The 24,537-nt window shown below is 41.5% G+C and carries 20 protein-coding genes and 1 other RNA gene; 4 read left to right on the plus strand and 17 right to left on the minus strand.

The annotated features are described in order from the left end of the window. Positions 1 to 5: 5 nt before the first annotated feature. The 14 genes from FTU95_RS11385 to ssrA all read right to left on the minus strand — a co-directional run bounded on the left by FTU95_RS11385 (position 6) and on the right by ssrA (position 16,852). Positions 6 to 1,346, minus strand: a complete 1,341-nt coding sequence (locus FTU95_RS11385) for a restriction endonuclease subunit S (protein WP_100534462.1) — start codon at positions 1,344 to 1,346, stop codon at positions 6 to 8. Next, positions 1,346 to 3,799 carry a type I restriction-modification system subunit M gene (locus FTU95_RS11390; protein WP_100534463.1) on the minus strand — a complete coding sequence of 818 codons (2,454 nt, stop codon included), beginning with the start codon at positions 3,797 to 3,799 and terminating at the stop codon, positions 1,346 to 1,348. The genes FTU95_RS11385 and FTU95_RS11390 overlap by 1 nt, the downstream gene beginning before the upstream one ends. Positions 3,800 to 3,901: 102 nt before the next feature. Next, positions 3,902 to 4,915, minus strand: coding sequence for a competence protein CoiA family protein (locus FTU95_RS11395; protein WP_100534464.1), 1,014 nt, complete (start codon positions 4,913 to 4,915; stop codon positions 3,902 to 3,904). A 16-nt stretch (positions 4,916 to 4,931) separates the two neighbouring features. After that, positions 4,932 to 5,939: an HNH endonuclease gene (locus tag FTU95_RS11400; RefSeq protein ID WP_100534465.1), complete on the minus strand. Its 1,008-nt coding sequence runs from the start codon at positions 5,937 to 5,939 to the stop codon at positions 4,932 to 4,934. After that, positions 5,932 to 6,516, minus strand: a complete 585-nt coding sequence (locus FTU95_RS11405) for a bifunctional 2-polyprenyl-6-hydroxyphenol methylase/3-demethylubiquinol 3-O-methyltransferase UbiG (protein WP_100534466.1) — start codon at positions 6,514 to 6,516, stop codon at positions 5,932 to 5,934. The genes FTU95_RS11400 and FTU95_RS11405 overlap by 8 nt, the downstream gene beginning before the upstream one ends. A 72-nt stretch (positions 6,517 to 6,588) precedes the next feature. Further along, a complete protein-coding gene (locus tag FTU95_RS11410; protein WP_100534467.1) occupies positions 6,589 to 6,819 on the minus strand; it encodes an AlpA family transcriptional regulator in 231 nt (76 codons plus the stop codon). Positions 6,820 to 6,915: 96 nt separating this feature from the next. Further along, complete coding sequence (locus FTU95_RS11415) at positions 6,916 to 7,815, minus strand: hydrolase or metal-binding protein (RefSeq protein WP_100534468.1); 900 nt, start codon at positions 7,813 to 7,815, stop codon at positions 6,916 to 6,918. A gap of 278 nt (positions 7,816 to 8,093) precedes the next feature. Next, positions 8,094 to 9,158, minus strand: a complete 1,065-nt coding sequence (locus tag FTU95_RS11420; RefSeq protein WP_100534469.1) for a YqaJ viral recombinase family protein — start codon at positions 9,156 to 9,158, stop codon at positions 8,094 to 8,096. A gap of 148 nt (positions 9,159 to 9,306) precedes the next feature. Beyond that, on the minus strand, positions 9,307 to 10,341 hold the full coding sequence (locus FTU95_RS11425; RefSeq protein WP_100534470.1) for a DUF932 domain-containing protein: 1,035 nt from the start codon (positions 10,339 to 10,341) through the stop codon (positions 9,307 to 9,309). A gap of 20 nt (positions 10,342 to 10,361) precedes the next feature. Further along, a complete protein-coding gene (locus FTU95_RS11430; protein ID WP_100534745.1) occupies positions 10,362 to 10,634 on the minus strand; it encodes a hypothetical protein in 273 nt (90 codons plus the stop codon). Positions 10,635 to 10,700: 66 nt separating this feature from the next. Continuing rightward, the gene (locus FTU95_RS11435; protein WP_100534471.1) at positions 10,701 to 11,618 is read right to left on the minus strand and encodes an inovirus-type Gp2 protein; all 918 of its coding nucleotides are present in this window, start codon (positions 11,616 to 11,618) and stop codon (positions 10,701 to 10,703) included. Positions 11,619 to 11,901: 283 nt separating this feature from the next. Continuing rightward, entirely contained in the window at positions 11,902 to 14,703 is a 2,802-nt protein-coding gene (locus FTU95_RS11440) for a hypothetical protein (protein ID WP_180078556.1), read from the minus strand. Positions 14,704 to 15,158: 455 nt separating this feature from the next. After that, the gene (locus tag FTU95_RS11445) at positions 15,159 to 16,310 is read right to left on the minus strand and encodes a tyrosine-type recombinase/integrase (RefSeq protein ID WP_100534746.1); all 1,152 of its coding nucleotides are present in this window, start codon (positions 16,308 to 16,310) and stop codon (positions 15,159 to 15,161) included. Positions 16,311 to 16,493: 183 nt separating this feature from the next. After that, positions 16,494 to 16,852, minus strand: a transfer-messenger RNA (tmRNA) gene (gene ssrA / locus FTU95_RS11450). 130 nt (positions 16,853 to 16,982) lie between these two features. On the opposite strand from ssrA, the gene glpK reads away from it, so the two are divergent. Then, positions 16,983 to 18,467, plus strand: coding sequence for a glycerol kinase GlpK (gene glpK / locus FTU95_RS11455; protein WP_180078558.1), 1,485 nt, complete (start codon positions 16,983 to 16,985; stop codon positions 18,465 to 18,467). A 73-nt stretch (positions 18,468 to 18,540) separates the two neighbouring features. Here glpK and FTU95_RS11460 read toward each other — a convergent pair whose 3' ends face one another. Continuing rightward, positions 18,541 to 19,038, minus strand: a complete 498-nt coding sequence (locus FTU95_RS11460; protein WP_100328911.1) for a thioesterase family protein — start codon at positions 19,036 to 19,038, stop codon at positions 18,541 to 18,543. Between the two features lie 105 nt (positions 19,039 to 19,143). On the opposite strand from FTU95_RS11460, the gene hemB reads away from it, so the two are divergent. Beyond that, positions 19,144 to 20,157 (plus strand): porphobilinogen synthase, encoded by a 1,014-nt coding sequence (hemB, locus tag FTU95_RS11465; protein WP_005172298.1) that lies wholly within the window; start codon positions 19,144 to 19,146, stop codon positions 20,155 to 20,157. Positions 20,158 to 20,172: 15 nt separating this feature from the next. Further along, complete coding sequence (gene thiO / locus FTU95_RS11470; RefSeq protein WP_180078560.1) at positions 20,173 to 21,300, plus strand: glycine oxidase ThiO; 1,128 nt, start codon at positions 20,173 to 20,175, stop codon at positions 21,298 to 21,300. Here the strand turns inward: thiO and FTU95_RS11475 are convergent. Together FTU95_RS11475 and FTU95_RS11480 are read right to left on the minus strand one after the other, a co-directional pair. Next, entirely contained in the window at positions 21,289 to 22,194 is a 906-nt protein-coding gene (locus FTU95_RS11475) for a TIGR01777 family oxidoreductase (protein ID WP_180000916.1), read from the minus strand. The two genes, thiO and FTU95_RS11475, sit on opposite strands and share 12 nt — an antisense overlap. Before the next feature lie 152 nt (positions 22,195 to 22,346). Then, positions 22,347 to 22,808, minus strand: coding sequence for an ABZJ_00895 family protein (locus FTU95_RS11480; RefSeq protein WP_100357320.1), 462 nt, complete (start codon positions 22,806 to 22,808; stop codon positions 22,347 to 22,349). 468 nt (positions 22,809 to 23,276) lie between these two features. On the opposite strand from FTU95_RS11480, the gene FTU95_RS11485 reads away from it, so the two are divergent. After that, positions 23,277 to 24,530 carry an exonuclease SbcCD subunit D C-terminal domain-containing protein gene (locus tag FTU95_RS11485; protein ID WP_180078562.1) on the plus strand — a complete coding sequence of 418 codons (1,254 nt, stop codon included), beginning with the start codon at positions 23,277 to 23,279 and terminating at the stop codon, positions 24,528 to 24,530. Positions 24,531 to 24,537: the final 7 nt, after the last annotated feature.

Below are 24,537 nucleotides of genomic sequence, written 5' to 3' on the forward strand. Positions count from 1 at the left end.
TAACCTTAAACCAAGCGAGTTTTACCTGTTAAAAGCTCTTGCATCATGCCTTGTTTAAGTAAACTCACCTTATTCAACTTTATTTTTAATTTCTCTAACTCTTTATCAATATCTATAAAAATCCTACTGATTTTTAATTGCTCATTGATTGCTGGTAATGCAATTTTCAAATTTGCATATTGATTACCATTTATTCCAGGCTGTCCACTTCTCATAGAGTTAGTTGCAATCCAATCCCAATATTCTTTAGTTTGAAAATATAATGATAAGTACTTAGAGCATAATAAATTTGAAGCAGGAGAAATCTTGATTAAGAATCCTGCATAAATTAATTCGCCATCATCTTCATCATACAAGTAAGACTTTCCAACACTGGCACCTGTACGGGCTAAAACAATATCGCCTCTTTCTAAAATATAATTTTCAGATAAAGGACTATTTACACCCACCTTCTCTGTTGGGCTAAATTTCCCGTCCTCATTAATATCTGTAATACGAATATATGTTGGTAAATTACCCAATAGTGCAGTTGCCGCTGCATTTATTCCATATTTGGGCTGAGATTTTAATAAACTTCTTAAAGGATAAATCTCCCAATCCTCAGGAATCTGACCTAACTCACTATCTTTATAACCCTTAGGCGTACCATCTTCACGCAACGCAAATTCTGGCAAACGAGTTTTACCTGTTAAAAGCTGTTGCATGGTGGCTGTTTTAATCGCTTGCTTTTTCTCAATGAGTTTTTCAAGTTCAGAAATTAAAGCGTCGGTATCGGATAAAGCTGTGGCAATTTTTTGTTGTTCTTCTCTTGAAGAAGGTAATGGCACACTAATGCCTTTTAAATTACCTAAAGTAATTTCTACAAATGTACTTCCTTTAGCTTCTTTTACAGCTTGCTTTAACGCCTGAGGGCTACGTAAAGTCCATAATAAATAACGATTGTCTATATTATTTTTTGGGGCAATCCTAGCTGTACCCTGTGTGAGATTCGCACCAGAGACCACAGTGCCAACCATTTTTACTTCACCTAATTTCCCTCGTAAAGCATAGACAATATCTCCCTCTTCAACTTTGGACCTTCCAAATGATGAAGCTATTTCTGGAGAAGTTCTTAGCATTTCATCTACATTAAGTTCCGATGAATTCATATCAGATACACGGATATATGGAATACCATTTGGAATATGTGGTCCACATTGAACTATGCCGTATGTGATAGAACTGCGACATAAATTTTGAAGACTTTCTACAGTCCAATCATTAGGAATTATCCCTACTTCAGTCTTTTTATAACCTTCAGGAATTTCATGATTTTCTGTAAAGGTCAAATTGCTTTGAGTCATCATTACCACTCCAAACCCATTGCTTTTAAATGCTCAGCCACTTTTAAACTTAAAGCTTCAACATTTTGGGTAATTTGCGGTAAAGGCTCTGCATAACGCTCATTCAACTCTTTTACACGATTTGCCAGTTGCTGCGTCACACGCTCAATCTCAGCTTCAATACTGCTATTTAAAGTGGCAAACCACTTATCTTGTACCACCAAATCTTTTACTTCATCATCAGTTAAAGTCGGGTACTTGGTAAATACTTTAAGGTCTAATGCTTCTTGCAACTCTTTGACTTTTTTCTTTAAAGCTACTTCTGCTTCAAACAACTTTTGAGCATTTTTCAATATTTGCTTTTCTTCAATATCAACCGCAAGTTTCGAGCGAGCTTTAACGGTTGCCAAAGTCACTTTGTCTTTATCATTCAAAGCTTCAAGCAATAAACCTTCATCGGCTGTATGCTCTTCAATAAAGCTTTCCAGCTCTTGCGTTGCAATATCTAGCTCTGCTTGTTTTGCATCTAGGGTTGCTTGTTCAGTTGCAAAATACTTTGCCACAATCAAATGCGGTGGAATCACTTCAGCTTTATACTTAATTTTCCCAATCACTAAATCAGGCACTTCTTTTAACTTGCTATCCTTTTCAGCAGTTAAATTACGAATAAGCTTTGCACCTGCCCAATCATCTTGGGTAATGACAGAAACATCGTCCTGTAGTACTTCATCCCAATATTCCATAAAGATTTGGTAGATGTCATATTTAGACAATAGCTTCACATCTGCATAACTTTGCAACAAATCTTCACTGACACGTAGCATGATGTCTTTTGGCTTTTGATCTTTTTCAATCGCCTTAAATGCACTACGTTCAAACCACGCTGTAAATGGCTTTAAACTTTCAACTGCAAAGGTTTTAAATTCAGCATGCTCTAGAATGGTTTTCTTTACTTCATTAGCAACGACTAAACAGCGACCATAACCTTCACGATCTTTTTCAAACAAGCTAGCACGCACATTCGGCAAAACGTTCCAATAGTGTTGTAGTGCATCAATATCTCGCTTTGGAATACCACCTTTAAGATGCGCACTTAAATCATGTAAATCTTCTGCTTCACTCGAATCAATATAGCGAGGAATATTTAAGTTATATTCATTGGCAACAATGGCATGAATATCAACTTTACGGCTGTAGCCTTCAATAATAAGTTCTTTATTGAACACATCTACAATTTTGTGAATATCTTGATGGCGCAAGCGGTTCTTGTTGCCGTCTTTGATAAAGCCTTTACTTGCATCAATCATGAAGATGCTTTGACCTTCAGTCACTTCACCTTCTTCATTAAACTGAATAGGTTTAGCAGCAGCTTTATCAATCACAATAATTGAAGCAGGAATACCTGTGCCATAGAACAAGTTAGCAGGTAAACCAATAATGCCTTTGATATAGCCTTGCTTAATCAGGTTTTCACGAATACGTGCTTCGGCATTACCACGGAATAAAACACCATGTGGCAAAATAACAGCGGCTTTACCTGTGCTTTTTAAGCTTTTTAGAATGTGTAATAAAAAGGCAAAGTCACCATTTTTTTCTGGTGGAACACCCCATATAAAGCGATCAAATTCGTCACTGTTTGGTGTTAAACCATTAGTCCAGTTCTTACTAGAAAATGGAGGGTTGGCAACAGCAAAATCAAAGTTCATCAGCTGACCAGCTTCATCTTTATATTCAGGTGAAGATAAAGTATTGCCTTGGGTAATTTTGGCACCTTCACCCACATCACCATGTAGAATCATGTTCATACGGGCTAATGCAGATGTTGCATTATCCATCTCTTGACCGTAGATGGTTAAGCCTCTTTCAGCTTCATCAGATGCTTTTAATAATAATGAGCCTGAACCACAGGTTGGATCGTAAACCGTGGCATTTTTAGGTGTGTCTTTTTTAATCCCCACGATTTTTGCAACTACGCGAGAAACTTCGGCTGGTGTATAGAATTGTCCTTTTGATTTACCCGACTCCGTGGCAAAGTGGCGCATCAAATACTCATACGCATCACCAAGTAAGTCATCCCCGTCTGCACGGTTATCAGCTAAGTTTAAGCCTTCGAAAAGACCGATTAACTTGGTCAATCGGTCAATCATATCTTTGCCTTTGCCTAGCTTGTCTTCATCATTGAAGTCAGCAACGTCGATTACACCACGCAGGTTATTGGCTTCGGCAATTTTTCGAATAATGATATTGAGCTTATCACCAATTTCTTTATTCCCTTTAAGCGCACTAATTTTATCGAATGTTGCATCTTCGGGGATCTCAATAATGGCAAAGTCATCATTGCTAAAACGATCTGAAATATACTTTAAGAACAGCATGGTAAGCACATAGTCTTTATATTGACTCGCATCCATACCACCACGTAATTCATCACAACTTGCCCAAAGAGAAGAATATAGTTCTGTTTTTTTAATCGCCATGACTGACCAAATAAATTCGTTTAAATATTGAGTTGAATCATAGCGAAATAAATTGAAAACATTCGATCAATTTATGAGCTTTCAGAATGAAGTTAAATTATTTCAGGCTAAGCGATACCAATCACATTCCGCTGCCTGATTTGAATTACATGCGATTTTTTTAGCTTTACAGTAAATGGGCAATCCCTCGGTATAATTATAATTATCTCCGCTATATTTGCATAAAAAGCAGCTCTTCACGGGTACTTTCTTTTCAACCGCAAGTTTTAACTGAGAAATGAACATATCCCCATGGGCATATCCCATCAGTACATTTGAATTTTCAAATTGCAGATCAGTTTCAATAATATTGCTATATTCGATTTTACTTTGGTACTTGGCTAATTTAGCTTTAATATCTGACAGATATTCCAAGCCTAACCAAGCTTTGCCAGAATCCCAAACAATAAATAAGAAATACCTTTTGTGCATACATTTACAGTCAGAATCAACTATAGGTGCACTTTCCTGATTGAATCCAATAAAGAGAGCATCATTTTGTTGTAAATCGGCCTTATAGATTTTTTCAACATCCTCTTCGCAATCTAATGGTAGTTCAATAATCCGTTTACCTGAGCTTTCCTTTTTTTCACTCAGAAAATGAGTCACAGCAATTTCAATATAAATGCTGTCCTCACTATTGGTTTGACGAGTCAACAAAAGATCAGGAATAAACTGATCATGCTTCTTTTCGACTTGTATTTGTGAAAAATAACTCGTTAGATCAAATCGTTTCTCCGTATAACCTAGATCACAGTGCTTTCGAATTGTTCTTTTAAATTTTTGGCACTTCTTGGGCACATGGAAGGTAATGTAAAACGGTTCATTTTCAACTAAACATTTTTGATAAGTTTCAAAAAAAGCACGTTTACCCAATCGGTGTAAGTAAGTTTCACCATTACACTCTAGTACATTTTTATGGGCAAAATGGGGCTTCTTGATTTTTCCATTTACCTTAGCAATTAATAGATTGTCACAACCAAGACAAGTATATTCAGCCTTTACTTCTTGTCCGACTAGATCAACCGCCTTAACGATTTCGCCATTCTCATTTTTTGCATATTGATAACGTGCCATTTCTCCCCCTATAAATTCAACCCATCCACAATAAATAATTATTTTCTTTCCCTTGACTATAAGCCCACTCCGCCACCTTATGCGACCGCTCTTTATCTGTCAGAAATCCCAATACAGAAATTCTATCCACAATAATCAAATCTTGATCTTCATTTCGCTCGTACCACTTATGCAAAAACTCATCACATGCAAGTAGATTACTTTTCTTAGAATTACAACTGGAATCCGCCAACACAAAGTTATGCCCTGTATCTGATGGATACATCGACCAAGGGATAAAATGATCGACTGTATACTTACCTTTTCGCATCGGCTTATTACAGTAAAAGCATTTACAGTCTTGTAGCTCAACCAGTACATTCGCCACAGCATTCAATTGATTTCGATTCGGCTCAAACATGAATTGCTCAAGGTTGGGTAACTGATTCAAAACAGGCGCATTGGTACTGTTCTTACGGATATAGTCAATCCAGCGTTTCTGGCAAAGTTCTTCAACAATCTCACTGAACTGCCGTAAGCAAAACATGACTTGAGGCAGAAGGATCAATTGCTTTCCACATTGATCAAGCTGATATAAAAACTCAAAATTTTGACCATTCATGTTTTGCAGGTAACGGACTGGCATCTCTTTTACAGTGCGAGCCACATCTTTAACTAACTTCGACCAAACAGCTGAATCTCGTCTTAATAATCCAAGAGATGAATAAATCTGCCTTAGCTCAATGATTCGATTTACAATCGCTGCTTGCTTACCGTTGTTCTGATTTAAAATAAGCTGCCCTTCGTCATTGAAAGTATATGGCACAGCCTGTTTCCAATACAGTTCGATAAACTTCTCAGCAATGTCACTGTACTCAAGCACCAATTGCTCGCCACTATCCTCACCCTTTTCAATGGCTAATCGACTCAGGCTAATGAGCAATGCGAACTTATAGGTACTGCTAAAACTACCTGACTGCAAAATCAGTTGGATATTTTTAAGGAATTTAAGTTGCTCTTGAGCTGTCGGACTGCAATTAATCATTTTTCTTCCAAAGCAAGTTTAACCACTCTTCCTCTCGATCAGGTCTCTTATCAACCGTAATCCATTGTTGAACCAAGCTGACCTGATCAAATTGAGCTAATAGTTCCTGTGCTTGCTGTTCATTCAAATCGGTAAATTCTCGACTATCTTTCTCTCGGTCTGAATCCCCATATTTAAATGACATATAGATTACGCCACCAGGCTTTAATGCTCGAAGCAATCTTTGCAGTACTTCAGCTAATCGATGACGCTGACAGTGCAATAATGAGGCACATGCCCAAATCCCATCATAAACAGCCACTTCACTCAGCTCATAAAAGCTTTGATACTTGACTTGAATGCCCGTCAGCTCCGTTGCCTTTTTGATAAGTTCTTCTGAGTAGTCGATTGCATCAATGTGATAGCCTTTATTTTTAAAAGCCAGAGTATCTCGTCCTGAACCACAGCCAACGTCAAGAATCCGAGCACCCTCGGGCAACTCAGCTAAAAATGGCGGATATAGGCTTTCCATATCAATTTCAACCGTTGAAGCTGTAAATTCTTCTGCATGCTTATTATAGTAGTCTATTGTTTTCATTACGGACACTTAGGCTAAAAGACATTTTTAGTGTACAAGAAAACAAAAAAATAAGGGAGCTAAGAGCATCCCTTATTCTCGACTCGCCAACTTACTTTCAATCCATTGATGGATCTCATAAGCTGACCAGCCGATACGATTTTGAGTAATTTTAACTTTCCTTGGGAATGTGGCATCGTAATAAGGTGAATTTTCATCCATCATTTCATAGATAGTTGAACGTCCTACTCCTGTAAACAATACAACTTGTTTGATATTGATAAGCTGATTCATTTGAAATGTTTGACCAATAAATGTATTCATGACTGATTCTCCTTAGATTGTTTAAGCGAGCTGTCTACCGCTCAAACAATCAGGACGTTCTGTAAAAAACTAATTTGAATACTTCACAACCTTGGCCTAATTCACAGCTCTTACACTTTGCTGCAATCCCTGCTGAATATCCTGTACAAACCCTTCAGGCGAAACTTGTTGCTCCACTGCCCGGTTCTGTTCTTGTTCAGGATAGTATTCCTCCAGCACATCCAACCCTTCCTCTATATCTGTTTCAAATCGCGCATTGGCAAAACCCTTCCTTGCCGTAAAGTCCAAAGCCTCCTGATAAAACCCAGCTTGTTTACTCTGCTCATCAATTTGCCTGGCTTGAGCAATCGCATCATTCAAGTTAATCCCTTCCCTTAAAGTTAGATCCACGTAATACACCGGCTGACGATAGCTTTGTGTGGTGCTTTTTCCTCTTAAAGTCAGTTGCAAAGGCAGGCAAGAGAGTAAGCCTCCTGAAGCTGCGTGGTAATAACTCAGCCGTGCAGCCAAAGTCCGAATACTGTTAAAGCCCGTGGTTCTAAAGATGAAGGTGCCAAACTCATCCGAGTCATCCAGGTTCACATGTAAACGTCCATAAGGTTTGCAGTTCCCTCCTTGAGCCAGAGGACATAGATCAGGTGATGGACAGGGATGTTGCTCGACCCCTTGATTAGTTAAACGCTGGCAAGTTTCTCCATTGCCGACACAGACTGGCCGTCCTGTCTGTCGGTCAAATAAGGTGTATTCAGCGCGTAAGTTCAAATCAGGATCATTAAAGATCATTCTGACGGGGACTGAGCGTAGCTTTTGATTCGGCGTACTGGCTCGAAGCTGTTCATCTAATGGATGTTTGACCCATCCCTCTTTGCTTTGGATCTGGGAAGTAATGGTGAACTGATCATCTTTTTCCGGTAGGCGTTTGCCATTCTTTTCTACTACCCGACCAATACTGATACGCCCTAGAGCTGGTGGTGTAATCGCTAAACCTTTAATCATGGAAAATATCCTTAAATTTATTTTCTTACAGATTTGCCGCTGCTATGTAAGAGACGTGTTTCAAAGACACTCAATAAATCCAATCAACAGAAATAGATTATTGCTAGCAGACCAGCCGTAGATATGTAAGAAGCATGTTTCGAAATAATTGAATCAACTAAAAATGAATGAATAACGTTGCTAGCAACAAAAGCCGCGACCGTTTGCCCTCTATTCCTAGCGAATGGAGGGCGGGGAGCGGTTTTTGCGCCTCGCTATTTGAATGGGCTGAAATAGGCTTAGTCGGTATAGATATTGAAACGACGACTGCCCGGCTTTTGAAGGGGGTAAAGCTCAATGAGTTCAGGCTGGTGCTGAAGCAATGCCTTGGTATTCAGGCTGATAGAGTCTTTGGCTTTCTTCCAGACCACAGAGCCATTGGCAAAGGTGGCTCGTTCAGCATCTTTCATCAACATCTGGATGTGATGCTTCAGCTGGTCAAAGCGTTCCTGCTTATGCTGAATCTCTTGCTTCATTTTGATGAGCTGATCGAACATCAAATTGGCATTTTCATTTTGCGAGAGATCTTCAACAGTCAAGGGTACATGCGCTGGATAGAGTTGCAGAATGGCTTTGGCTGCGGATTCACTGGCATCGACTGATGGCGGAGTATCCGTTTCTACACACTCCCAGAAATAACGCTCTGCCTGAATGATGTGTTGAATCACTGATTCAGAACGTGTCACTTTGAAGATTTTGGTTTCATGCCCACAGATCAGAACACAGACATGTGCAGCCTGTTTGCCTGTTACCGCAAGTTGGTGTTGCACCTGACACAACACGTATAAAGGCACACCATCTCGCCATAGCCTGGCACCATGTTCCCCAGCTGTTTTGCATTCCAGGATCTGGACGTCATCGCTACCCACCACCGCATAATCCAGATTTGCCAACATAAAGGCTTTGTCTGGGTCGGGATGCTGAAGCACGGCATTCACTCGTCTCACTTTATTATTAGTGTGCAGACTGTAGTACTCAGCCACCAATGGCTCTAACTGTTTGCCCCAGTACAACGGTGCAACGCCTGAGCTGTCATCATCAACATTCTGCTGCGCACGTCCAGTTTTGATCATCCATAGTTCCAGCATCGACATGTAGGGATTCAATCCACATGCGGTTGCGGCATCACTACTGCCAATGCCTTGCTTACGCACTTCTAGCCATTCTTGATAATCCATATTTTTGGTATTAGCTAAACGTTTGGCTGTCGCTGTTCGTTTAGCTGCGGTATTTGATTCATTCATCTCATTCGGAATTGGGAAATGAGTTCGTTGAGGGGGATTTATCGGTGCAATCTGATTCATGCTTTGATCCTTATAAATAGTGAGGTCTGTAAAATTTTCGGCATAAAAAAAGCCACATCTTGAGATGTGGCAAAAGGGAGTATGTTCACTGAAGCAGGATCACGATGATCCTTGACCAGTATTCTGAGAGTATGAGTTCAAATGGTATTTAAGCCACCAAACGAAAGGCCTGTTCCAGCCCCCGCTGCTTTAACGCAGCACCAGCACCAAACCAGGCTGAATCGAGACGATGATCGGTACTCATGGCACGACGTTCATGATCGGCAAACTCTGTAATACTGCACAGTAGACCATAAGCAGTATCTTTGGCTGAGCTGAGTTCTGCACCACGACCTTGTCCATTAAACATGTCCATGACTTTAGTCATAGCGCGTCCATTCGGTTCAGACTTTTCTTTGGCTGGATTTGGAGTAGCCATATTGCGATAAAACTGAATGATGTTTTCCTCCTGATCTGCAATGCTTAGGCTAGTGTTGTTAAACACGGCATCAAAATAGGCAGCCGCTTCGCCTTGAGTGACTTTACGTTGAGTCAGTTGTTTCATCTCATACATATGTTCATCCCATGCACGAACTGAAATGCCCAATTGCTGTTTGACCTTGTCCGCATCAAACTTAGTACTGTGTGGGACTTTCACCACACCTGCACTGCTGCTCTGTCCGCGTAAGGCAATCGCAAGCGTGTTATTGCAGACCACACGGATATTGGTGAACTGTGCTGTGGTGGCCAACGTACCGTCACATGCGGTTGCCAATAAGATATAACCATTACTGACATCCTTGCCCTTCAGTGCCGTAGATTGCCCGGTACGTGCTAATGCCCAAAACTTCTTACCCCCTTTAAGTACACCCGCGGTTTCCAGCTCAAAGCCAGATTGCTCAGTTAGATCCCGATAGAACTCCAAAATTTCCATAGGCTGGACTTCCTGATACCGCTGACTGACCACAGACAAGGGAGCATGAGTATCGGAACGATACAGCACTCGCTGTTCTTCATAAGGCATGATGATGCTCTGCCCGCGTTCATTCTGGGCCATGTAGCTAACATCGGAGGATTCAATCCGCCAATCCATCCCTGCCTGCTGTGCCCAAACTTCAATCGGCTGATTCTGTGTCAGTTGATTACCCAAGCCATGCCAAGGTGTATCACCGACATAAGCCATTTGTTCGACTTGATGCGCCATATCCTTTCTCCTAAAGTGGGTTAATCAAAATTGCGTTGGCAATGGTGACAGTGGAAGTAACGAACGGGTGTCGCTACTGGTCGGGAGGGCTGGATGAAACTATCAATCAATCCACCGACGACTGCCCCTGCAATTCCACCCATCCACGGAGAGATCGGCATGGGTAGGCTTTTAGAGATGCTGGCACCAATACCGGCACAAGTCATGGAAGACAGGCTGCCCTGACTGGAGGACTGCTGGTCAATCACACGGCTAACGTTTTCGGAATGGCAATAAGGACATGTAATATTCATAAGATATACCTCTAAAATGAAAAAAGGCTTACCGTCTGATAAGCCTTTGAATGTGTAAATAAACATTCACTGTTCATGTAGATGATGTATATCTATGATTTTTTGGGATCGACGATTCTTACGCTTACGCTGATCTTTCTTTAATTGCCCCTTTCTAAACTGTCGCATACCCAATAAGGGTCCTCGGATATATTGATCATCCTTTTCAGGATCAGCTAAGTAAGCGAGCATCTTTTGGGCCTTACTTCTTTTAGCTAGATCGGACCTTTCCAGCAAACCAAGACCCCACTGGTCTTTCTGCTGATGATACTGCCTGTAATCAGACTGGTTACAATTGAAAAACAGACCATCATCTCCCGTAATTTTTTCCTTCCAGATCTCACCTATACGCATTCCTAGATAACTATCACCATATCGCAATGAGCCGTTATAGATCACCAAGAGATGACAGTGATACCCCTTACTCTTTCCTCCTTGTTCCAGTCGATAGGCATAACCGACCTGATCTTTAAAAATCGTATCCTTGTCTTGAACCCGCTTAATCATTCTTTTGATATCTTGAGCAAAGCGTTCAATACTTGGGTCACGCCCAGTGCGATAAAATAAATCCACCCGTACAAGCAATAATTTGCAATGGTCGTCAACCAGCCCATCAAAGTACTTAAACAAACTTTTTTTATTTTCCTTATTATTTTCACAAAATTCATTAATGAACTCTTCATGATGCTCTCTAAGTTCAGACTGGAACCTTTGAAATGCAGCACGACGATAGAATATTTCTTCATCGCTACGTTTGATTCGTTTAGGTAATAAATCAAAGTAAGCTTGAATCAAAGGTCTGTACATTCTGTTTGAGTCAGAAATTAATTCGACATCTTTGCTTAATCCATCCAACTCAGATTCGAGATCTTGCCAGTGATATGTTTTTTTCATCACTTTCTTCATCAGGTTTTCAATTGCCAGTAAAGTTTGTGCTTCATTCATCGTTGTCGTCCTATGGTGGTTAATTCCATAGGAGTGACTGATCTGTATTTTTTAACTTTGAAGCGGGTGGGTTATTTTTCTCTCAATAAAACACCTTCATCATTTGGGGATGATGAAGGTTATTAAGTTGTTTAAGTATTTAATAATATTAAATATATATCCCAGCTATTCTCATATTGAATAAGCCAGCAAGTGCATGACTAAAAAGAAAATCTCTACTTCTATAGCAAAGAAGGAAAATCTTACGAGTCCCCCTTTTTTATAGAGAAAAGTGAAGCGTAAGTTAAACATCCTTATTTTTTTCTTTCGCTCTTGCTTCAGCTACAATTTGGTCAGCACTTGGCTTTACAAAACTAGGCTTTTTCCTAGGATCCATAACTAAATACTGTGCTTTATTTGAAGTAGCTGTTTGCACTGTTTGTATATTATCTGAATTCCCCACTACAGGAGAGAGAGCCTGAGAGCTTGACTCTACAAGGGTTTCACTTTTATCTGGTATCAATACTCCATCAGAATCATCTACAATAGTATCCTGTTCTTCCACCCCTCCATCTATTGATAGCTCGGCTTCGACATTTTCATCCTCTAGCAAAGTATTATCATCAGATTCAATTGAGACCACCCTCTGATCTGTATTCAGCATGTGAGTAGCCTGTAAGCTTTTAGGATCAGGTGTTACTGCTTCTTTAGATTGTTCATCACCATTGCCATTTGTATTTTCAGCTGCATCCTCTACTTTCTTCGCATAGGTTTTACGGTTTCTGCCTAAAATTAAAAAACCAGACTTCCTTGGAAAGGATAAAAGATCTTGCTCATCAACTAAAATCAGAGGACAGTAAGCATAGAATTTTGACACCCTTTCAATAAATAATCGTCTTGTTTTCCGATCATTATTAAATATTTCAACATATCTTTGATTCAGGGACTGTTCTGTCTTGATCACACAAACTGCCCTTGCTCTTAGGTTTTTATTCCTAAAAAAATCAAATTGGTTAGTCTTATTAGCTGTGTCTTTTTTATAATACTTTTCAATTTGATCATCTTTATTGTCAACATAATTCTTCCAATACTTCGTAACAGCGTCACTTATATCATTAGGATTAGTATCGTCACTTTGTTGGAATAGTAAAGTTGCATCAATAAAATGTGACTGACCATATGGAATATAAACACCTATATGTTTAAGTAGATAGACTCCAGCAGTAGAACGACGTTTTAAGTTATCAATATAGTCGCGAAACATTTCGTCAAACAGCTTAGCTTCAGCTTTACTTTTTAACGCCCCAACCTCGAAAATAAACCGGAAAGCTATCACATCTTTCAAATCTTTATCAAATACTTGCAGAAGAAACGTGTTAATTAAATTTTCTTTTTTTGCAAGATCGCGCCACGCTTGCTTTTCTTTTTTGAAGGTTGGCTTAAGAACCTCATTTTTATAGAGTAGCAGTTGCTTTTCTATAGAATTAGTATCTTCAATTAAAAGGCCTCTAGGGAAGTAGCTTTTGAATTTATCAATAAAAAAAATCGCATCCGTTCTCAAATTTATCAGCGCACCATATCCTTCCTTTAGACAACCCCTATAGGAAAGTAAGGCTAACTGTTGCAAGAGTAGAGGTAACTGTGCAAGCTTACGAGATTCTTCAAAATTTCTTCTGATTTGCTCACTTGTAAATCCATGGTAATCACGAGAATACATCAATCGAGTAAGGAAGCATTCAATCTTTACCAACTCATCCAAAACACTAGGACGAACCATGATAGTAATCGCCTGCTGTTTATATAGATATTCGATTAACTTTATTCGTTCAATCGCCGTGGTAGACAGACCTTTTAACGTAAAGTATTTATTCAATCTTTTACTAGCATTATCATCAACCAACTCTTTCAGATCATATTTTTTCTTCTTAACATAGCCAGCCGGTTCAAAGATCTTTTTAGGCTTTGATCTTGCAGGATCTAGATAAATTTTATCCTTGTAGTACCTAAAATCATTAAGAAAAATGGAATACCTTCTTTCTTGGTATTCAAGTTCAGTTCCCTTATCAGCTTGCAATAAAAAAATACTAGATAAAAAATATCTCAAAAACTTTTCGCGAAACGCTATTTTTTGTTTTTGTGACTTCAACTCTCCTATAAAGTGATCATCTGGATAGACCTTTTTAATCATCTCATGCCGGTTAATGAGCGTTATATTAGGTCTATCAATATGACCCACAATATCCGAGACTTTTCGATTGTAATAATCGAACACCTCCTGAGGATTAGCATAGTTTTTCGTCTTATAAATCAGCAAAAAAGATAGGATGAATTTGTTAGTGCTGACGATATGCGCATGATTTATCGTCATCAATATGCCGTTATCTTTTGAGAATACTAACTCCAAATGATTAATAAAATCTTGCAGGTAATCTGTTGACATATAGCCATTTCCATCTTCTCTTTTCTTGAGCCTGCTCGGCAAAACAACATCAAAGACACTGACACCTATTTTTATATTTTGGCTCAATAACTCATTATAGTTTTCTATCAATATTTTATAGAGTTCATTTTGCTTCGAGATATCTTCCAAGATTGATTCAGATGTATGTTCATATTCCAGTGCAAATTTTTTATAAGCAGCCACAAATCCAAATATTTTGTCTGGGCTAAAACTTTTTTTATCCCATGTACTGGCAGACTTAAATTCATCATAAAGTTTGCACTCACTCTGCCTTACAAAGGCTGAATACTTAAGGATGAAAGAATCCCAATGATAGTGGTCATTGAATCCATTAAATGCAAAAGATGATTCTGCTTTATTCAGAAAAGCTAACTTCTTATAAAAATCGATAATCTCCTGAACTTTCTTTTCATCCCCCTTTAGTGCTTTTTCATAATCAGCCCGTTTGTAAAACGAGTCATTTTCTATCTTTCTTAAAACAGTATGCACATCTTCTAAAGCAACAATGGTCTCATGATAAATACTCACCTTTGTATTTGTTTGCATGTACTGCAGTGAAGGCAACTCAGTAGAGAATTTCTCCTTTAAGTAGGCAAACAGGTTTTTAAAAAATTCATCATCGTTGCCTGCCCAGTCCTTTATCATCTGACTTAATCCCTTGCGTAGAATGATGTTAAAAAGTTATAAATATAGATAAAATAGATCTGTAATTTTCTAAATAATACATGTTTTATAATTTAAAAACCCTTATTTTAGTTAACTACATAAAATAAATATGCTTTTCTATCTCTTATATTTTTATATCTTATCCTTTTATTTTAATTCTATTATTTCTTTAAATAATTAGCTCTATCTCTTTGGTTGAATAAAAAATTCGATAAAAAAAGAGTTCCTCATTCTTAAAATACCCTCCTAAACAGCTCCCCCCACGCTACAGAATTCAATTAAAATTTCATTTAGACATGTCAGATTTTTAAAAAAGTAGGCAAAAAAAAGACGTGCATACGCACGTCTTCAAAGTAATTTACTTACTTCAATTAAGCTCTTTCAGAGTAAATTTGACCAGGATAAATCTAAGAATCTATTAGGTGTAAGCAACGTCAAAACTCAGCTGTTTGAGCCACCCACTCTTTCACTTGCTCCCCATACCACGCCATCAACCTTACTCTCTCATCCCAGTACTGTGCTCGATTATAGGCCGAGCGAATTCTATTTTGAGGCACATGAGCAAGCTGGCGCTCAATGGCATCTGGATTAAACAGATTCGATTCATTTACGACAGTACTGAATAGAGATCTAAAACCATGTGTGGTCATCCGACCTGCATAGCCCGAACGCTTGATCACGGCCAAAATAGACTCGCTACGCATAGGTTCTTTGTTATTTAAACGATGTGGAAATAGCAGTTCCTGATTATGGGTAAGTCTCAAAGACTGAAGCTCGGCAATCATCATGTCCGTCAACGGTACACGATGTGGAAGACGGTTCTTCATCCGCTCTTCAGGGATATCCCACTTACGCCCTTCCAGATCAAATTCTTCCCAGCGTGCTTGCAGCAATTCACTAACCCGAACGCCTGTCAGCATGATCAGAATAATGGCATGATGTGTTTGAGCATCACTTGGGTATGCTCTTACCTTTCTTAAAAATTCAGGCATTTCAGAGGCAGTAAGCGAAGCCAGGTTTTTGACTCTTTTGTTCTTGAGAGCACAAACCAGATCACCTGCCGGATTATCATAACGATAACCATGTACAATTGCATACTTCATGACCATACCGCAACGAGATAAGGTTCGTTTTGCAATTTCAAGCGAGCCTCTAGCTTCAATCTTTTTAATGATCTGCAGAATCTCAGGTGCCTGAATTTGATTAATACGCTTATTAGCAAGAGCAATATAAAGCTCATCCAAGGAAGCTCGAACATTACTAATATGTTTGGATGACCAGGTTTCTTTTTGATTATTGAACCAATCCTCTGCGACTTCCTTAAAATAAGGCTGCTCCTGCTCGACCTCAGTTGTATTTTTGAGTTTATATCTCAGATCAAGCGCGATCTCCCTTGCACGCTTTAAACTTAGCTCAGGATAGATACCTAATGCTTTGGACTTCCTTTGTCCATTTTCCGTGTATCTGATAGACCAATATTTTTTGCCATTCGGATCGATTCGTAAAGACAGACCATTAATATCAGAAAGGCGGTACTGTTTTTCCTGCGGTAATGCTTTTTTACACAGCACATCAGTAAGCGACATATCTTTGTCCCACATAATTAAACTTATTTAGTGGGTCAAATTGTCCCAATTTTGACCCTCATAAAGCAAAAATAGGGTCAAACAGCTTAGGACAGGGTCGGACAATACAGCCAATAAAAAAGCCTTTAAACATTGAGTTTAAAGGCTTTTTTAGATTCCGATGGATTACTTCGGAAAGAATTTTGGTGGAGGTGGCGGGAGTTGAACCCGCGTCCGCCAGCATTACGCTCGAGAATACTACATGCTTAGATATCGTCTATTGTTTTAACTCTTTGTGACCCGACGAACAGGATACAAATCGCGATCCTCTTAGTTTAGTACAAAGCCCCGAGGCTTGGCTTTATACGGACTTGTGTGCGTGCGCTTCAGTCGGACTCTCTAACCACAAGTATTCGGAGAGGCGGACAAGCTGCCCTTAGGCAGCTAGAGCGTATGATTCGTCGTTTGCGACTAAAAAATGCAAATTTGATTTACGAGAGAAAATGCGCTCTCGGCATGCATCTATGAGTTTCATCACCAGCGTCGAAGCCAGAAACACCCCCAAAGTACAAGGCAATCATAGCATAGATGTCAAAAATTACGATGCATTTTCTAAACATTTACACAACTTGATGCGCTTAATTACATTATTGCGCTAATATTTTACTTTTCAAGCCGAATAACAGAAAAATTATGAGCTATTTACTGGCCCTAGATCAAGGAACCACATCGAGTCGGGCTATTATTTTTAATGAACATGGACAAATTCAGGCAACGGCTCAACGTGAAACCCATATTCAGACGCCACATTCAGGTTGGGTCGAACAGGATGCTCAGGAAATCTGGAGCACGCAGATTGCGGTGGTACAGCAAGCGCTTGCTACGGCGCGTATTCTCGCCAAAGATATTAAAGCCATTGGTCTGACCAATCAGCGCGAAACCACGGTGGTTTGGGATCGAAGAAATGGTAAACCGCTCGCGCCGGCCATCGTCTGGCAAGACCGTCGAACGTCTGACTGGTGTAACCAGCTGATTGAACAGGGCTGGATGACCAAAATTCAGCAAAAAACCGGTCTACGGATTGATCCTTATTTTAGTGCAGGAAAATTGGTCTGGTTTCTGGAGCATGTAGAAGGCGTACGTGAACTGGCTGAACAGGGTCATGTCGCTTTTGGTACTATCGATAGCTGGCTGATCTGGAACCTGACTCAAGGCGCAGAACATGTGATTGAAGCCAGCAATGCTTCCCGTACCATGCTGATGAATCTGCATCAACAAACTTGGGACGAAGAACTGTTGGAGCTGTTTCATATTCCTGCTTCGGTCTTACCAAAAATTATTTCCTCGGATAGTTATATCGCTGACACCGCTTCAGGTTTACTCGGTGCCAATATCCCCATTACCGGTATTCTAGGTGATCAGCAATCTGCACTGTTTGGTCAATCCTGTTTTGAAGTGGGGAGCGCAAAAAACACCTATGGCACCGGCTGTTTTATGCTGTTCAATACCGGTCAAGACATCCAGCTCAGTCAGAATAAACTGCTTTCTACCCTTGCCTGGCAAGCGCAGGGTCAAACCACCTATGCACTGGAAGGCAGCGTCTTTATGGCAGGTGCGGTAGTGCAATGGCTACGTGATGGTCTGGGGATTATTCAAAAAAGCAATGATATCGAAAAACTGGCCTGTAAAGTTGAGGATACCGACGGCGTGGTTTTGGTTCCGGCCTTTACCGGACTTGGCGCACCGCATTGGGACAGTGAAGCGCGTGCCCTGCTCTGTGGCATGTCTCGTGGTACGACTCAAGCGCATATCGCCCGAGCAGCCTTAGAATCAATCGCTTTTCAGGTATCGGATGTCCTCAGTGCAATGCAATCCGATATTGCCCACCCTTTAAAAGAATTACGGGTCGATGGCGGTGCCAGTAGCAATGACATGCTGATGCAGTTTCAGGCAGATATTCTCAATGTGCCGGTGCTGCGTCCGAAAATGCTGGAGTCTACCGCTTGGGGGGCAGCCGCCATGGCCGGATTAAAATCCGGAATATTTTCCAGTCTGGAGGAAATTTCGCAGTCTTGGCAACTTGAACGTGCCTTTGAACCAAAAATGCAAAATGATGAGCGTGAAGCTCATTTAGCCAAATGGCAGAAGGCCTTAAATCGGGCCAAATCAGATCTATAACCTGTATCAATCTGAAGGTCGAAAGCTAAAAAAGCACTGTTAAACAGTGCTTTTTATTTTCTATCTCTTACCCTCAATAAGCATAAGATGCAATCGCTGTAGCAATTGGCTTATCTTCATCATTGACCATGGTCATACGCATGGTGCAGCCCTTACGCCCCAAACGTAAGGTTTCTGCCCGCGCGATAAAATATTTACCGCGCCCGGGTGCCAGATAATCCACCCGCATATCCACTGTCGCCAAACGCGAGACTTTTTTAATGGTGTCGGCAATGGTTTCAGGTTCGGCTTTTTTATATAACTCCCCCATCGCTACAATTCCACCGACACTATCGAGTACCGTGGCCGCAAGACCGCCATGCAAAATTTGAAACGCGACATTACCAATCATAAAATCCTGCATTTCGACATAGGCTTCGATCTGGCCTTCCACCACCCGCATGCTCATACCATTATGCTTAAAAAAAGGAGAGCTATTAAAAGCATGTACCAACTGATTTAAGACCACATCAATATCCACCTTTGCCCCCAAGTGTATATTACCTGTCCAGCTTTTCTCTGTCTTAGTCATCACTCTGCTCAAATCCACCGCAATAAAAAACCGCTAATTTATGCCCAAAAAGTTCAGTTAGGGCTACAATAGGTGCCTAGTTTAATACTGATTGCTGAGATTTTTATGACCTATACGTTCAATCGTCCCGCGTTTCCTGCAACTCGCATGCGTCGTATTCGTAAAAATGAGCATTTACGTTCTATGGTACGTGAAACGCATCTCAGTGCAGATCACCTGATTTATCCAGTATTTGTACTGCCGGGACAAAACCAGAGCCAAGATATTCCCAGTATGCCGAATATCCAGCGCCTGTCAGCAGACTTGCTGTTAAAAAAATCAGAGCGTCTGCTGGAACTGGGCGTCAACAAACTGGCACTGTTTCCAGTCACACCACAAGAAGATAAAAGCCTGACCGCCGAAGCGGCTTGGCGCGAAGATGGTCTGGTCCAACGCACTTTGCGTTTATTAAAAAAAGAACTGCCAGAAATGGTGCTGATTACTGATGGTGCACTCGACCCCTATACCACGCATGGTCAGGATGGCATTATTGATGAGACCGGTTATGTCTTAAATGATGAAACGGTCGAATGTCTGATTAAACAGGGCTTAAGCCATGCCGAAGCAGGCGCAGATGTATTTGCCCCAAGTGACATGATGGATGGCCGGATCGGTGCAATTCGTCAGGCCTTTGAACAAAATGGGCATATTTATACCTCAATCATGGCTTATTCAGCCAAATATGCATCCAGCTTCTATGGCCCATTCCGTGATGCAGTCGGTTCTGCCAGCAATTTAAAAGGCGGCAATAAATACAATTACCAGATGGATGTCGGTAACCGTGCCGAAGCACTGCATGAAATTGCGCTGGATATTCAGGAAGGCGCAGACATGGTGATTGTCAAACCGGGCATGCCTTATCTGGATATCGTCCGTGAAGTTAAAGACACTTTTGGTGTACCAACCTTTGTCTATCAGGTCAGTGGTGAATATGCGATGCTGGCCGCTGCCATTCAAAATGGCTGGTTATCTGACAGCGTGATTATTGAATCGCTGATGAGCTGCCGCCGCGCCGGTGCCGATGGCATCTGGACTTACTTTGCCGAAGAAGCTGCGCTTAAACTGAAAGACATGAAGTAAAAGGATTTCGGCGCAATGCATATCGCCATTATCGGCGCTGGCATCACCGGGTTGATGTCGGCGCTGGAACTGCTTGAACAGGGATGTTCTGTCACGATTTTTGATCAGCAAGTTGCCGGGAAGGCTGCGTCCTGGGCCGGAGGCGGGATTCTTTCTCCGATGTATCCCTGGCGCTACCCCGCTGCAGTCAATACGTTGGCCCGGCATGCCAAACCGCTCTATCAGGACTGGAATCAAAAACTGCAGCCAGTGACCGGTATCGATTTCCAGATTCATGAAAGTGGTATGCTGATTTTTGATGAAGATGATTTTGAGCTTGGCTTGCGCTATGCGGAAAAATATCAGGACCCTCAGCAACAGGCCGAATTGCTTGATCAGGCTCAGCTACAACAAATCAATCCCCGAATTGATCAGCACAAGTTCCAACAGGCGATTTACTTTCCGGAACTGGCCAATATCCGCAATCCGCGACTATTACAGTCGGTCATCAGCTATTTAAAACAGCATCCGCATGTCACCTGGCAAGAGCACTGTAAAATCACTCAGCTCAATATTCAGCAAGGCTGGGTAACGAGTGTGTCCAGTGAAAGTGGTCAACACTTTCAGGCAGATCAGTTTGTAATCGCCACAGGCGCATGGTCTGCAGGCTGGTCAGAACAGCTTGGCTGTGAAATTCCGGTGCAACCGGTGCAAGGACAAATGCTGCTGTTTAAAACCCCAGAAAACTGGCTACCGAGCATGTGCATGAACAAGGTCATGTATCTGATTCCACGGCGCGACGGACATGTTGTATGTGGTTCCAGTATGCGTCAGGTCGGTTTTGACACCTCGCCTTCTGCTGAAATCCGGCAAGATATTCTACAGGCTTGTCTGGAGATGGTGCCGGAACTGGCGGATTTTCCGCTGGTCAAGCAATGGGCCGGATTAAGACCCAGCTCACCCGATGGTATTCCCTATATTGGCAAAATCCCCGAATTGCAAAATGCCTGGGCCAATTTTGGCCATTTCCGCAATGGCTTATGCATGGCCCCAGCCTCAGGCAAGCTACTTGCTCAATTGATGCTTGAACAAACGCCGACCATTGTAGATCCACAGCCCTATGCTCCGGCCCATCTATTGGAGCCAGGTCGCTTAGTGCTTTAGGATATTATGCAGCGCTTCTTTCAAGGTTGGATAATCAAACTGAAATCCCGCATCCTGTAAAGCTTGAGGCTGTACATACTGACCGTTTAAAACCAGTTGCGATTGTTCTCCCAGCATCATTTTCAAGCTGCATGCTGGCAGTGGCAGTAAAGGTTTGCGCTTCAGTAGCTGTGCAGCAGTCCGGGCAAACTGTGCCTGACTGACTTTTTCCGGGGCAACCACATTAAAAATCTGCCCGGTCGTCGTTTCAAGCATCAAGAATTCAATCGCACGCAATACATCTTCTAAATGCACCCAAGTGACTGGCTGACGCCCATGACCAATCCGCCCGAACAGATTCAGTTTAATCGGCAATAACATCTGCGGCAGAATTCCACCACCTTTGCCAAAGACCACAGCAAAGCGAACAATTTTGGTGTTCTGACTGCTATAGGACAAAGCCAGTTGTTCCCACTTCGCACAGAGCTCAGACATAAAAATATCTTGTGGCGGGCTTTGTTCCGTACAGACCTGCTCCCAACGCTCGCTCGGGTCAATACCATAATAACCAACGGCCGAGGTCGAAATAATCCGTTTCGGTTTGATCTGGTATTTTTCTAAATAGTCAAATAACTGTTTGGTGGTGTCTAAACGGCTATCCAACAATTTCTTTTTACGCGCTGCCGTCCAGCGTCCCTGACCGATGCTTTCGCCAGCCAGATTAATCACATAATCAATCTGAGGCTGTTTTAATTCATCCAGCTGGTTAATCCAGTGAAAATCTGGATGCGGTTCAGATTGATTCTTGCGGCGGGTCAGCCCAATCACCCGATAATCACGTTCCAATAAAAAACGCACCAGATGACTGCCAATAAAACCACTCGCTCCGGTCACCAGCACTACAGGTTTATCCATAAGTCATTCTTAGCCCTGTTATTTTTTCTATTTAAATTATACGCAACTTATTCTGGGATTTTTCAATCAATGCCCTCTTTGTCGTGGTGAATTTGTATCCAGCCTGATGCGATCAATCTATCAAGATCAATCGTCATAAAGCCACCTACCTATCAGGCCTGCGGCGAATTGCCAAACATTTGATCTGCCATACGCTGTGCCTGCTTGCCATAGAACCAGTAAGTCAATAGATACAACGGAATCGCGATCAGCAAGAACATGATCAGCACAATACTTATAAATTGTGGCTGCTGTAGATATAGCAAAAAGTCCTGCCAGGCATTTGGATTAGAGCGCGTGGCAATCAGAATACCAAGTAACAGAAATAGCAGGTTATAGCCCCAATAGATCAGGCTAAACCCCAAGGTGAATTTTTTACGTTCCGACTGCGTTGGGGCACGTTTTTGCTGTTTTAAAAACTTAAATAAGATCCAGATCATGGCCACCAGATAAGGAACAATCGTCAGTACGGCGCCCATCCCCGTTGGCATCAGTGCTGCCAGCACCCCGCAAATGCAGGTAAAAATAAAGCAGATAATAAAAAACCAGATAAAATAACGGGTTAAAGGCAACATAAGAATCACTCAGTGACATTCATCAAGCTAGTATAAAAAAAAACAGGTTTTTTTTCATTTTATTGTCAACCATCGGCCAGAAGGTGACGTTATATAGGGTACAAGGTACAAAAATTTGGACTGGCATCCACGAATTTTTGCTGACCTTAGAGCTAAAGCAATAAGTCCAGTGTACAGGGAAATTTTGAATAGCAGCCAAAATCTTCATGTAACACAAATTTGACCGACGATTTCACATCACTCGAATCGTCGGTTTTTATTTTTTAAAATTCCGATTTTTCAGCCTGATGAATTGCATGACTGTTCAAGACTGGGTGATTTAGACATGACTATCCTGCCATTTTGCCTACTGATTAAAATAAATTCAGCCTGACATCAGCAACAATTCGCTGAAATATCTTTTTTAAGTAGATTTTTCCCTCAGCTTTTTCCTATAGTAGCAAGGCAGACATTTCAGGGTTCATCTACATGGCAGTTCATTTTCTTCACACTTCCGATTGGCATCTGGGGCAATTTTTCCATAACCATGACCGTGAATTTGAACATGCCCAGTTTTTGACTTGGTTGCTCGATCAAATTAAAACAAAACAGCCGCATGCTTTGTTGATTGCCGGTGATATTTTTGATGTGATCAATCCAGCCTCAAGTGCGCAAAAGCAACTGTATCAGTTTCTGGCCGATGCACATGATCTGGCGCCGCATATGCAGACTTTGATGATTGCCGGTAATCATGATTCCGGTTACCGGATTGAGCAGGTTGAACCTTTTCTGTCTAAATTCAATGCCAAAGCTGTGGGAATTGTGGGCCGAACCGCAGAAAACACCCTGAATCTGGATCGCTTGCTGATTCCGATTTATGATCAGGATAAAAATATTATCGCCTGGTGTCTGACCCTGCCCTATTTACGCAGTGCCGAAATTACGGGGCTGAATGAACATACCAGCAATAGCCAGAATGCGATTAGCTATCTGCATCAACAACTGATTGCCGAAGCCAAGGCCCGTAAACAGCCGCATCAAGCCCTGATTTTAATGTCGCATGCACATATGCAAGGTGGCGAAACTTCCGACTCGGAACGGCCAATTATTGTCGGTAATGAAGAAGCGCTCTCGACGGCGCTGTTTGATGAAGTGATTGATTATGTCGCACTCGGTCATCTGCATAAACCACAAAAAGTTGGTCAGCCGCATATCCGTTATAGTGGCTCACCGATTCCGCTGTCATTTAGTGAAATCAACTATCAACATCAGGTGGTTGAGGTCAGAATTGATCCTGAGCAAAGCCCGGAACAGCGCTTTCAATACGATGTTCTAAAAGTGCCACGCACCGTCGAGCTGTGCCGGATTCGGGAAAAGCTGGAAGATTTAATTGCTAAACTTCAGGCCTTGCCTGCCGGAGAAATCGAACAACTGTCGGCACGACATTTTCTGGAAATAGAATACACCACCGATGCGCCGCCACCAGTCGATTTACGCCAGCAAATTGAACTGGCTTTACCCGCCAACCGTTACCGCTTGCTGCGCATCAGCCGGATTTATCAGCAACAGGCCGAACATACGCAAGGAGATTCGAAAATTGATCTGGCACCACCGACGCCGGAATCGCTGTTTTTGAATATCTGGAAAAAAATGGGCTATGAACATGATCATTCTGTACAACAGGATTTTCAGCAACTTCTGGTTGAAGCCCAGCACGAACTTGCTCAGAAACAACAAGCCTAGGATCGGC

Source organism: Acinetobacter sp. YH12208 (assembly GCF_013418055.1).
GTDB lineage: Bacteria > Pseudomonadota > Gammaproteobacteria > Pseudomonadales > Moraxellaceae > Acinetobacter > Acinetobacter pseudolwoffii.